Origin of the sequence: Runella sp. SP2 (assembly GCF_003711225.1) — a bacterium.
Lineage (GTDB): Bacteria > Bacteroidota > Bacteroidia > Cytophagales > Spirosomataceae > Runella.
Genome location: NZ_CP031030.1, coordinates 2525458 through 2538855, shown reverse-complemented (window position 1 = coordinate 2538855; position 13398 = coordinate 2525458). Strand labels below are relative to the sequence as shown.

10 protein-coding genes are annotated in these 13398 nt (G+C 42.2%); all 10 read left to right on the top strand.

All coding sequences use genetic code 11. From position 1 onward, the window contains the following. The first annotated feature begins 69 nt into the window (after positions 1-69). Positions 70-2532, top strand: coding sequence for a TonB-dependent receptor domain-containing protein (locus DTQ70_RS10755; protein WP_122930803.1), 2463 nt, complete (start codon positions 70-72; stop codon positions 2530-2532). A 277-nt stretch (positions 2533-2809) separates the two neighbouring features. Next, positions 2810-5263: a TonB-dependent receptor domain-containing protein gene (locus tag DTQ70_RS10750; protein WP_122930802.1), complete on the top strand. Its 2454-nt coding sequence runs from the start codon at positions 2810-2812 to the stop codon at positions 5261-5263. Between the two features lie 67 nt (positions 5264-5330). Then, entirely contained in the window at positions 5331-6500 is a 1170-nt protein-coding gene (locus tag DTQ70_RS10745) for an MFS transporter (RefSeq protein ID WP_122930801.1), read from the top strand. Positions 6501-6534: 34 nt separating this feature from the next. Beyond that, entirely contained in the window at positions 6535-7548 is a 1014-nt protein-coding gene (locus tag DTQ70_RS10740) for a sugar phosphate isomerase/epimerase (protein WP_122930800.1), read from the top strand. Between the two features lie 98 nt (positions 7549-7646). Beyond that, positions 7647-8018: a DUF6379 domain-containing protein gene (locus DTQ70_RS10735; RefSeq protein ID WP_122930799.1), complete on the top strand. Its 372-nt coding sequence runs from the start codon at positions 7647-7649 to the stop codon at positions 8016-8018. A 74-nt stretch (positions 8019-8092) separates the two neighbouring features. After that, entirely contained in the window at positions 8093-9076 is a 984-nt protein-coding gene (locus tag DTQ70_RS10730) for a sugar phosphate isomerase/epimerase (protein ID WP_122930798.1), read from the top strand. Between the two features lie 17 nt (positions 9077-9093). Continuing rightward, positions 9094-10080 (top strand): sugar phosphate isomerase/epimerase, encoded by a 987-nt coding sequence (locus DTQ70_RS10725; protein ID WP_206019696.1) that lies wholly within the window; start codon positions 9094-9096, stop codon positions 10078-10080. Between the two features lie 49 nt (positions 10081-10129). Further along, positions 10130-11641, top strand: coding sequence for a TIM barrel protein (locus DTQ70_RS10720; protein WP_164489966.1), 1512 nt, complete (start codon positions 10130-10132; stop codon positions 11639-11641). A gap of 12 nt (positions 11642-11653) precedes the next feature. Further along, positions 11654-12523, top strand: coding sequence for a hydroxypyruvate isomerase family protein (locus DTQ70_RS10715; RefSeq protein ID WP_122930796.1), 870 nt, complete (start codon positions 11654-11656; stop codon positions 12521-12523). A gap of 2 nt (positions 12524-12525) precedes the next feature. Further along, the gene (locus DTQ70_RS10710) at positions 12526-13392 is read left to right on the top strand and encodes a TIM barrel protein (protein ID WP_122930795.1); all 867 of its coding nucleotides are present in this window, start codon (positions 12526-12528) and stop codon (positions 13390-13392) included. Positions 13393-13398: the final 6 nt, after the last annotated feature.

The following is a 13398-nucleotide window of genomic DNA, read 5'->3' as shown; positions in this document are numbered from 1 at the left end:
CTGGAAACTAAAGTAGCTTGGGGGATGTTTACACTTTTGTAATCAGAAGTTGAATTTAGCCCCCATTCTATGAAAAAGTTGATTTTTATTCCATTGTTAGTTCTACTTGCTTTGGCGAGCTATTCACAATCAGGTAGTTTTATCAAAGGCAAACTCGTTGATTCGCTCACAACCGAGCCATTGTCGTTCGCTACCATTCGGCTGGAGTCCAAAGCGCAGGGTAGTATGGTAAAAGGTGAGGTGGCCGACGATAAAGGTTCGTTTCAGTTTGTGGGTCTAAAAGACGATAAGTACGTCATTAAAGTCGAGTACGTTGGCTACAAAACCAAGTACATCGAAGTGAGTTATGACAAAGCCAGCCAACGCCTAGATCTGGGGTCGATTGCCCTTAGTCCTTCGAGTCAACAACTGGATGTAGTAACGGTGACAGGAATCAAACCCAACGTAGTAGCAACCCTCGAAAAACAAGTATTTAAGGCCGAACAGTTTGAAGTAGCACGGGGCGGGACGGCTACCGATGTGCTAAAAAATATCCCGTCGGTGATGGTCAATGCCGAAGGGGAAATTATGGTTAGAGGGGCAAAAGGCTTTTTGATTTTGGTCAATGGCAAACCTTCGCAAATTGATGCCGCCACGATTTTGTCGCAAATTCCCGCCAATACCATTGAAAAAATAGAAATGATTACTGCACCTTCAGCTAAATATGACGCCGACGGCAAAGCAGGAATCATCAATATCATTACCAAAACGGGTACCAACGATGGTTTGTCACTAACGACTAATATTCAGTACGGCCTGCCACGCCTAAAAGCCTACGAGAACGCCACCGAACCCCGCCGCTATGGGGCCGATGCTACGCTCAATTACCGCAAAGGAAAGTGGGATGTGACGGTTTCGGGCAATTACCTCAAAAACGACATTGCAGGACAACGCGTCGGAGATGTTTATACCATCATTAATAATGTACTGACCCAATTCCCGAGCGACGGAGAGCGAAGCCTAAAACGGGAAAACTACGGCCTGCGAGCTTCTGCTATTTATACCATTTCAAAATCGGATGAACTTTCGGCGGGCGTATATGTAGGTGGCCGCGACCAGTACCGAACGGCAGATATTTACTACCGAAACAATACCAAAACCAATCTTCTTACCAGCCAAGTAATTGGGAGAGCCCAGTATTATAACCCCAATTTGGTATTAAAATCGGGTGCGTTTAAGGTCGTAAACCTTGATTATACCCACAAATTCAAAAACTCCTCCGCTTTGAGCGTTTCGGGTTTGTACGAAGATGCGATGATTGATGGTTTTACCAAAAACAGTAATATCAACATCAATAACCTCAGAGATACGCTTCAATACACCCTCAATACGGGCTCGAATCCGCTCCGTGCCCTCCGCCTCAGAGCTGATTACGAAAAGCAAGTAGGCATTGGGAAACTCTCAATAGGCTACCAATATCGTCAACAAAACCAAGAGGGCGTGTTTGTGTATTCTGAAAAAAATGGAAACAATCAGCCGTTGGTGGTTAACCCTGCTTTTACGGCTAACATTGCTATTTATAACCGAATACATGGTCTTTATACGCAGTACGCAGGCAAATACAAAAAGCTAGAATTTTCGTCGGGACTGCGGTATGAGAACGCTTTGCGTGAATTTACGGACGACCGTGGAGGAAAACCGAATGAATTGAAATTGTCAAACTTGTTCCCTTCGGCCAATTTGCTGTACGATATGGGAAAAGACCTTCGCCTCAAAGCCGCTTACAGTCGCCGCGTGCAACGTTCGACCAACAACGAGCTGAATCCTTATCCTGAACGCGAACACAGCGAAACTCTCGAACAGGGCGACCCCAACATTCGTCCTGAGTTTGTAGGAATTTTTGAGTTTGGGCTCACCAAAGATTTTAAAAAAGTATCGTTGTACTGGAACGTCTATCGTCAGCAAATCACCAATATTGTCAATCGCGTCAATAGTGTATATAATGACACGATTTTGGATCGAATTTACACCAATGCGGGTAAGGCCCGCTTGATGGGTTCAGAAATTGGGGTAACAATTTCGCCCGTTAAGAAGTTGAAAATCTTTGTGGGTGGGAACGTTTATAATCTGAGAATTAAGGGTGCATTGTTTGATAACTCAGTGGTAGTCAATAGTCAAGGTTGGGTATATTCCATCAATTCTAACCTCAATTACCAATTTACGCCAACTTTAAGCACGCAGTTTAACCTCTCGTATTTATCAGCTAGAAATACGGCGCAGGGAGAAGATTCGCGTTTTTACCAACCCAATTTTTCGATAAAGAAATCATTGATGAATAACAAGATGAGCGTTTCGCTGCTTTGGCAAAATACGTCCTTTGGAAAAATGAAAGTCAATGAACAACGAATCTCGACTTGGGGTACCAATTTTTATACCACTACCAACTACATCCAAGAAACCAATATCTTTTTACTGAACCTATCGTATAGCTTCAACAAAACGGACCGCAAAGCCAAGTTGCCATCGAGCGAATTTGGGGAGCGGGAGTTTTAAAAAATAATATTCACCACATTCGGAGCTCTGCCTTTTATTAGGGCAGGGCTTTTTTTTGATCAATTTTGAAAGTATGGATTGATTTTGTTAGTCTTTTGCATCATTTTGATAATTAATTGCACTCAAAAGCAAACTACTTTTGTCCAAGAAATTCACTGAATAAGTCAACCTAGTGCCTATATAAAAAAAACCGCCTCTACTGCGAATAGAGACGGCTTTGGTTCACTTCCTGACCAGTTTGGTAGAAAGTCTGTCTAAATTTAAACCTGTCAAAAGTATGAAAAAACCTATTCTTAGCCAATTCAACTGGCATCAAATCTTCCTATTACTTTTAATTTTGGGTTGCCCAACAATGAGTATTCTTGCTCAAACAATCAATGGGAAAGTCACATCAACCAACGGAGAGGTGCTTCCAGGGGTGAATATTGTTGTAAAAGGAACAACCAAAGGAACAACGACTGACAAAAACGGTACTTTCAGCATCGATGCACGTAAAAACCAAATGCTTATTTTATCATTCCTCGGGTATGAACTTCAAGAAGTGACTGTTGGTGATAAAACGTCATTAGATATTAACCTCAAAGAAGCCTCAGAAAGCCTCGAAGAGGTAGTCGTAACGGCAGAAAACCGTTCGGTTTCGGCACAAAGAGTACCTATTACCCTCGACTTGGTTACGGGTAAAACGATACAAAAACAGGGTATTACAGATTTAGTACAATTGCAAGCAATTGCTCCAAGTTTAAACATTATCACTAATACCATTTTCAATCAAATCAATGTGCGTGGTGTGGGTAGTAACCAAGGGGCAGCCGAGCTATCAGACCAAGCCGTTACGGTTGGAATTGATGGCGAATATATTAACAGACCTGTTGCCCTAAACGCAGCTTTGTTTGACCTCGACCGTGTTGAAGTTTTGAAAGGCCCACAAGGAACATTATACGGACGAAACGCTACCGCTGGAGCAGTAAACATCATTGCGAAAAAGCCTACTCAAACACGTGAAGCTGATTTGGGATTGAGTTATGGAAACTATAATGCTTTGAAATTAAACGGAATGGTCAATCTACCTTTAGGAAAAATTGCTGCAGTGCGTGTCGCTGGTATTTTAAATAAGCACGATGGCTACCGTGAAAGTAGCGGAACAGGAGCATTTAATGGCAGATTTGACAACGGAAATATGTGGGCTTCTCGTTTGGGTTTAAGTGTAAATCCAACAAAAGCATTGTCCATGTATGTAGCTGGTGAAATCAGTAAAGTTGACCAACAAGCCCCTTCTCAGTATGGTGTTCCGATGGGTAGTCTTACTGAATTAAAAGACAAAGAACCCATTTCTTGGACAACCACCTTACCAAAAGATTTTCCAGTTGCAACGGCTGGATTCATGAAAATTGACCAATCAGCAATCAGAGGAAAAATCGCTTATGATTTTGGCAAAGCTATTTTAAGCTACACCGCAGGGTATAGAAAAGTAACGATGACTGGCTATCAGCCACTTAATGGCTATTTGCCAGAAACCAATAGTTTTCACAACGACATTAAAACTGCTACCCAAAGCCATGAACTTAGATTAAATGGTGAAACAGCCAAATTGAGTTGGCAGGTGGGTGGTTTTTATGGAGATGAAGACCAAAATACTGCTCGGGGATTGTTAGTCGTTTCGGCAGCAGGGGCATTTGGCGGGCAAGTTCCTTTCTTAAACTTCTTCATTAGAGATGTAAACTCAAAAACATCGGCCGTTTTTGGACAAGCCACTTACAAAGTCAATGAGAAATTGGGCTTAACATTGGGTATCAGAAATACTTCTGACAAAAAAGTTTTGGGCGGTGGCAACTTAGCCTCTGCACCTTTTGGGCCACCTACAATTATCAGATTTTTCTACCCGAATGTGCCAACTTCTGGTACTCAAGCAGGTATGAAGCCGTTTGAGGGAATCCCGACTGAAGGAAGTTGGAACCGAACTACTTGGTTGGCTGGATTAGAATACGAAGTAGATGCCAATAAGATGTTGTTTGCCAAAATAAGTACAGGCTATAAAGCGGGAGGGTTCGATAACTTAGGGCAGTATAATCCAGAAAGTTTGACGGCATACGAAATTGGTTCTAAAAATAAGTTTGCCAATAACAAATTACGTTTGAATGCCTCAGCTTTCTATTATGATTACAAAGATCAACAAGTGACTATTTTTATTTCGACCGCCATCGGTGGAGCTATCCAAAATGCGGGAGTTAGTACCGTAAAAGGTTTAGAAATAGATGGAGAATACGCTGCAAGCAAAGCCGATAGATTCAGGTTTTCTGTGAATCTTTTGGATGCCAAATACAAAGACCTAAAAACAGTAGCCAATAGAGTTGGTGCTGCGGTAACCGAAAGAAATCTTGCGGGAAATGTAGCACCTATGGCTCCTAAAGTGACACTTACGGCAGGGTATAGCCATGATTTTAAAGTGGGTAAGGGCATTTTAAACGCAGGTATTCAAACTTTATTCAAATCAGCGTATTACACTACGGCATTTAATTATGCAATGGACCGTCAAAAAGCATATACAAAAACCGACATAAACTTAACTTATACGACCCAAGGAGGTAAGTTTGATATTGGTGTGTTTGCCCAAAACCTCGAAGACAACAGAATTATAACATTTTCAGGCTTTAACGGTGGGAACATCAATACGTATAACTGGATATTTGGTTCGCCAAGGTTAATCGGTGCTCAATTGAATGTTAGATTATAGACCGTCATTAGGGGAGAAAAATACATTTCTCCCCAACCAATCTCTTAACCTTAATTAATAAAAAACAATGCCAAACACCCAAACCCGAGCCGCAGGAGTACCCCAAGGAATCATCATTGCCTTGGTTAGTATTTTACCTATGATGGCCGTCATTACGCTTATGCCAGTTGTGCCAACGCTCCGTAATCATTTCAAAGGTGTTCCGTACATCGAAACACTGGCACCGTTTGTGATTTCCGCCCCAGGTTTGTGTGTAGCATTGTTTTCGCCCTATGCAGGTTTTTTGACGGATAAAATTGGTCGAAGAAAATTACTGATTATTTTCTCTATTCTTTACGGTATCGGCGGCATTTTGCCATTTTTTGTGGAAAGCTTTAGCGCCTTAATTGCGGGAAGGCTCATTCTCGGAATCGGAGAAGCCTTTATTTTGACTATCGCAAATGTGCTCTTAGGCGACTACTTTGACCAAAGCCGCCGCAACACTTGGTTAATGATTCAGAGTATTATTGGGCCAGTATTTGGTTTCTTTGTCATCAATGGCAGCGGGCAGCTTGCTACGATGGGTTGGCAATATCCGTTTTTGTTGTATGCCATTACCCTCATCATTCCGATTGGTGCCTTTTTCTTTATTTTCGAGCCACAAACCAAAGCCCCGTCGCTTGCCAATGTTCAAAATAGTTCTTTTCAGTTTTCAAAAAAATCGTTGATAAAAGTATTCCTTACAACTTTTATCGCCTCGGTTTTGTACTACGTTTACACCTTGCATTTTTCGTTGGCTCTGGATAAAATTGGCATCAGCGATCCAAAAGAAGTGGGAAGTATTACGGCCGTAGCGAGTTTGATGTTACCGCTTGGTGCGGTCATGTTTAAGCTATTGGGTACGAAAAGCAATAGAATTCAATTTGGACTCATGTTTACCCTCATTGGTATTGGTTTAATTGGCGTAGGGCTTTCTACTACCCTCCAAATGGCTAAAATGAGCGCTATTATTCAACAAATTGGTTGCGGAATGGCTATTCCTGTACTGATTGCCTACGGTTTACGTTCGGTGCCTGTCGAATACCGAGGGCGTGGCATGGGAATATGGAGTAGTGGGTTTTTCTTGGGGCTTTCAACCTCTCCGTTTATCGTTGGCTTTGTGAGGAGCCTGACGGGCGATATTCTAAAAGCATTTGTGGTTTTTGGAATCATTTGCTTGGTATTGGTAGTACTAAATTTCATTTTCGACAAAGAATAATCTTCTCTTGTCTGAGTAAAATAATTTAAAAAATATGGAATCAAATGTAATTCCCCCTTTGGGGGTTAGGGGGCTTATTCAACGTGCTGTAAGCCTCTACAGCTATCAGGAAGAATATTTCCTAAAAAAAATGAGCCTTGAAGATTGCATCGCTGCGGCTGCGGCTACGGGTGCAACGGGAATTGAAATTGTAGGCGAACAAAGTGTGCCGGGCTGTCCGAAAATTCCATCAGAAGCATTCATTGAGCAATGGTTTGGGTGGATGGATAAGTACAAGGTTACGCCTGTTGCCCACGATATGTTTTTAGATTATAACAAGAAAAAAGGGCATTACTGGTCAGACGAAGAAGCGGTAGCCTCTTTCAAAAAAGACATACTCTTTGCCAAAGCCTTGGGGTTCAAAATCATTCGTGTGATTGTGAATACTACGCCGCAGATTATTGAAAAAGTATTACCTTTTGCCGAAGACCACGACATCAAATTGGGCATAGAGGTACACGCACCTTGGAATATCAATAGTGCATGGATGTTACGCCACTGGGAAGTGATGGAACGCACAGGTACAAAACACTTTGGCTTTATTCCTGATATGGGTGGTTTTACCCAACGCCTGCCTCGTGTGCAAGTAGAGCGAATGATTCGCAACGGTGCTGACCCCGAAATAGCCAAATACGTTTGCGAACAACACGAAAAAGGCGTAATGGCAGAATATACGGTTTATGAAGTATCTAAGATGAGCAATAGACGTATAGATATGGCCGTAGCAGAGCTTTCACGCCATACACCTTTTGTCAATCCGCTCAGTTTAGTGCCGCATATCGACAGAATTATACATATTCATGGCAAATGTTTAGAGATGTTGGAAGATTACACAGAGTACAGTATTCCCTACAATGAAGTAGTTGCCGTATTACAAAAACATGGCTACAATGGCTACATCGCTACCGAATACGAAGGCAATCGCCATATCCAAGATATTTATGAGGTCGATAGCGTAGAACAAGTACGCAGACATCAGGAAATGTTAAAAAGACTTATAGCCCCCTAAATCCCCCGATGGGGGACTTTAATGCGATAAAATAAATAGTAAAACCTTAAAACCGCCTCAAAATAATCCCCCCATCGGGGGTTAGGGGTCTAATTACCATGTACGAAAAATATATGATTGTGCCAGAAAGGGCAAAAAAGACCGAAAAAGGCTTTGAAATAGGAGCAAGATTGCCTTATTACAGAGGCGTTTCGCTTTCGATGGTCGAAGAAATAGAAGTTTCTTTAGATGGCGAAACTTTGCCCCAAAGTGATGTAGCTATCACGGTTCATGGCAATACCTATAACCTTGAACAACGAGAAAATGAAACGGATGACCGCTGGGAAATGGGCGAAGTAGCGACCCTTTCGGTGGCTAAAGCAGGTGATTTGTCCGCAGGTGAACACACCATTGGGCTGAAAATCAACCTCCGAATCGGCTATATGCCTTTTCCGAGTATCAGAGTTTTCGAGAAGAAAGTAAATTTTTGATGCGATGATTTGAAGATTTGAAAATTTGAATTTCACCACTTCACCTTCTCAAATCCTCAGTAAATAGAAAATAAATGAAAATAGGAATAAGCCTCGATATGGTGAATGTGCATCACCAAGAACCCAACCGTAATCGCTACGAAAGCAAGTATTATTGGGATGAGCTATACCCCATGATAGCCACAGCAGGTTTTAGGGCTGTTGAGATTCCGTTTGACCCCTTTTGGATTTTCAGAGGTGGCTCGGGTGTGCCTTTTACCAAGTATTGTATCGAAGTAAAATTTGAAACAGTTGCCAAATTTGTGGCTCATTTGCAAGCAAACGGCATCGAAAAAGTGGCTGGGATTCATTTCAATCCTACCATTTTTATGCGTAACGAAAACCTTGATTTTTACTTTGGGGCTTCTGGCTACTTCGGAGGGGAATCCATCCGTTATGCCGCCGAATTGGGTTGCGACTACATAGCCATTACTCCCACGCCGCCTTATGGTTTGGTACAGCATTATCATGGCAAATATCCAAATTGGGAGGGCGATTTTATGAATCGTACCATTCAGTTAATCAATGGTTTTGCAACAATTGCCCAAGAAAAAGGCATCAAAATTTCGCTTAGAAATGAGTATTGGAGTGTGCTTCGTAGCCAAGATTATCAAACGTTTCTGTCGCAATTAAATGATTCAATTCATTTTAATATTGATTCGGCAAATTTGAGTATTGCAGGTCAAAATTCAACTGAATTATTGAAAAATAATGCCAGTAAAATTGGTTCAATTTATCTAACCGACACAGCATTTATGGATGATAATGAAACATGGAAAACGCCTTTGCCCGAATATCCACAACACCGTGCTACGCAGGTTTTTAAAGATATAGGTTTAGGAAAGGTTGATTTGAGCGGATTCTGTCAAACGCTCAAAGAAATCAATTATGATGGCTGGGCAATCGTGAGTAATCGCCAAACCCGTGAACCCATGCGTGCTTTGCTGAGAAGCAGAAAAACGATTTCTGAATTGGCGGGGGGGAGTCTTCAACTTGGGGATTTTGGAATCAAAAAATAATTGAAAAAATCGTGAATATGGACTTACAAAATCAACAAATAGATAGCGATTTCAAAAAAATCCGAAATCCGAAATCAGCAATCCCAAATATCAAATATTCTCACATGAACCACTGGAAAAACATTCCTTACCAAAGGATTGACAACTTCCGTGAGTTTTATTACGAAGACAAAACCAATTCGGCATATTACACCGACTGGGACAGAATCCTTCGTTACCAAAAAGCCTTGGGATTCAATGGAATAGAGCTTGCTCCGTGGGATTTTCCAGAAATGTTACCTCTTTTTGGTTCTCCCCAAGCCTTCAAAGATTTTGCAGCCGAGCGTGGCGTTGAAGTAAGTGGAATGTTTCATTTGATTGACAAACCCTACGACCGAACGCACCATAAACAAACGCTTGAAGAAAGTAAAAAAGCCGTGGATTTGTTGGTTGAATTTGGTGGTACTCAGCTAAATTCTGCCCCGATAAACAATTATTATGGGGTAGGGCCTTTGAGTCGTGACCAAATCAAAGCATCGGCCGAAATCATTACCGAAGTGGGCAAATATGCCACTGACAAGGGCGTACAAATTGGGATTCATAACGAGTTTTTCTTGGCAATCAACAAAGACAACCACCGTGAATACCTCGAACTCACCGACCCACGCTATGTGCATTATTGCCTCGACACGGCACAAGTAGCTTTACTGGGCGAAGATATATTGGAATTTTATGATACCTATCACGACCGTATCTGTACGTTCCACTTGAAAGATACCGCTACGCCCGCTTTACCCGATGACATACGCTACAGTCGAGACATCGAAATTGTGGACGATGGCACACGTTGGTTTTGGGAACCTGGCGAAGGCGTACTCGATTTCAAAGGTTTGTATCAATTACTCAAAAAGCATCAATTCAAAGGTTGGGTAACTGTAGAAACCGACGGCACACCCGACTTGCTGGCTTCGATGGCACTTTCGAGGTATTATATTGATAATGAGCTTGATAGTATATATAGTTGAGAATGTGTACATAATCTTCAAATTTCCAAATTTTCAAATACGCAAAAAAATGGGTCCTTTAGACAAATATATTTTAAGAGAAGATGCCTTAGAAGCCACCGACAACGGCTTTCAACTCAAATTTCAATCGCATTGGTATCGTGCATTACCGCTTTCTTGCATGGATTTTAGCCTAAAACTCAACGGGCAAGAAATCGAAAAAAGCCTATTCAAAATAAAGGCCAATGGCAATGAATACTCCTACGACCAACTTCCAGAATTAGACAAAGAATGGCTCTTTATCCTTGATAGAGGTATTTTGGAAGTTGCTCAACCATTGGAAAAAGGAAGTGAATATGAAGTAGAGTTTAAGTTCGATTTGCATATTCCTTACATTTTGGTTGGTCCCCAAGCTACGCCTTTATTGGCGAGTTCGGTGGTAAAGTGCCCCCTAACCCCCAATGGGGGAATAAATACGTCCATTGAAAACTCAGTACAAAAAAGCAATATATCTCTTAAACCCAAAACTGAAAATAGTGCAAATAAAGCCCCCATCGGGGGGGTGGGGGCAAAAACTCCCCCATCGGGGGCGGGGGGGGCTATAAAACTCGCCACCTCCCTTTTTTCCTACGCTTACGAATGGAACTATGGACAATTTTCGTTGGAAGACGTAATTGCCGAAACTCGTAAACGTGACTTAGGTACCGGTTTAGAAATAATTGGCTTTCAAAGCCTTAGAGGATTTCCATACATCTCTGACCAAACCGAAAAAGAAGTAAAAAACCTCCTTGACAAGTACGAGTTTGAGCCAGTGGCTTTAGATGCCAACATTGATGTGGCTATCAAACGCCACGCCAAAATGAGTATTGATGAAACCGTAGAATACATCAAACCTCAGATTTTGGCGGCTCAAAAACTCGGCTTTCCTATCCTGCGTTGCCAAACTACCGCACCTGCCGAAGTCTATCAAAAACTCGTGCCTTTTGCCGAAAAAGCCAACGTCGTGATGGGAATAGAGCTACATACGCCTTACAGCGTTGACCACCCTTCTGTAATTAAAATGGCTGAAATGTTTGGACAAATGCAGACCCACGTGTTAGGCTTTGTGCCAGATATGGGGACTTGTATGCGTGCCATTCCGGAGGCGTTATTGACCAGCTTTAAAACGGCAGGTGTCACCGACGAGATGATTGCCATTACCAAAGAAATTTGGCATAAAGACATTCCAACGCCAGCCAAATTTGGCGAATTGGCCCAAAGATTAGTTCCAATGGGGGCTACGCCGCCACAAATTGGCCGTCTGAATATGGCATTTAGCATGAATGGCCGTCAGCCCGTAGAAAATTGGAAAGAAATCATGCCTTATGTTGTACACGTGCATGGTAAATTCTATGGTTTCGACGAAAACGGCGATGAGCCTTCGATAGATTACCCTGCCATTTTCAAGGTTTTCCACGAAGGAGGTTACAAAGGCTATATTTCATCAGAATACGAAGGCTCGGCATTTACCGACGAGTTTGATGCTTTTGACATGGTAGAAAAGCAGCACCAATTGTGGAAACGAATTTTACAAAATTTTTAATCGTGGTACAAAATGTTTAAACTAAAATACGCTCCGCATATTGGTTCGTTTACGCATTCGGCAGGAAAAGACCCAATCGACCAAATCAATTATATGGCTGATTTGGGCTTCAAAGCCCTCGAAGATAGCGGCTTCGTGTCGCCCTTGGTGCAGTTTAATTCTACCCGCATGGGTATTGGGATGTGCAGCCAAACGCCTGAGATGCTCAATAAAATTGGCGAAACCTTGGCAAAAAGAGGCATGGAAATGGGCACGTTTGTATTGACCCCCACCAAATGGCCGCCTATCGAATTGGTCACTTCGGGCAAACCTGAATATTTAGAGGAATTTCTTACTAAATGCAAAAGCGGTGTAGAAGTTGCCAAGCGTATCAATGCCAAATTTGTAACCATTACGCTCGATTGCTTCGACCGCTCTTTGCCTATCGAAATGCAAACGGCTCATGCCATTGATGCCCTCAAAAAAGCCAGTGATATTTTTGAGCCTATCGGCGTAACAATGGCGATAGAAACCCTTGCCGACCACCACGAGCTTTTTCTCAGAACCTCGGCACAGGCGTATATGTTGTGCAAAGCCGTGAACAGAGATGCCTGTAAAATTTTGTTCGATATGTATCATTTGCAGAAAAATGAAGGCAGATTGATATACCACATCGACATGGTTTGGGATGAAATCGGTTATTTCCAAGTTGGCGATGAACCAGGGCGATGCGAGCCAGGAACAGGTGAAATCAATTACAAAAATATCTTCAAACACATTTACCAAAAGTCGAAAGCCAGTCAGAAAGACTTCATTTTGGGCATGGAACATTTCAACTCAATTGATGGCATTGAAGGCGAACAAGCTTTATTAGAAGCCTATAAACAAGCTGATAATTTTTAAAAATGAATACTTTCAAACTCAAATACGCCCCCCATTTTGGGACATTCGCTTCGGCAGGAAGCGACCTTATCGACCAAATTAAATACTCGGCCGACTTAGGCTTTACCGCTTTTGAAGACAATGCCTTTTCGGGCGTACCCATGCCCAATTTGATGGGCATAGGGATGCTCGGACAAACGCCTGAGTACTTAGATAAAATTGGCAAAACGCTTTCCGACTTAAATATGGAAATGGGAACGTTTGTGATGGGGCCCGTCAATTGGCCACCCAATGCAGCGTTTACGTCGGGTAAAGAGGAATTTAGAAATATCTTTTTAGACAAATGTCGTCAAGCCGTAGAAGTAGGCAAACGCCTCAACGGCAAATACGTCACCGTTGTGCCAGATGCCGCAGACCCTACCTTGCCTTACGAAATCCAAACGGCGAATGTACTGGAAAGCCTCAAAAGAGCCGCCGAAATTTTCGAGCCTCATGGCATGGTAATGCTACTCGAACCGCTCAGTTTTCCGCCACAAGTCTATCTTAAAACTTCGGCACAATGCTATTTATTGGCAAAAGCCGTGAATAGCCCTGCCTGCAAAATTCTGTTCGATTTGTTTCATTTACAACAAAACGAAGGGCATTTGCAACGCAACATAGATTTGGTTTGGGACGAAATCGGCTATTTCCAGATTGGCGATGTACCCCAACGTTTTGAACCCGGTACAGGCGAAATCAACCACGAGATAGTATTCAAGCACATTTATCAAAAATCATTAGCAACAGGCAAAAACTTCATTTTTGGCATGGAACATTACAATTCGGTGGCAGGAATAGAGGGCGAGCAAAAACTACTGGATATGTACAAATATCTTGATAATTCATTGTAAATCAAC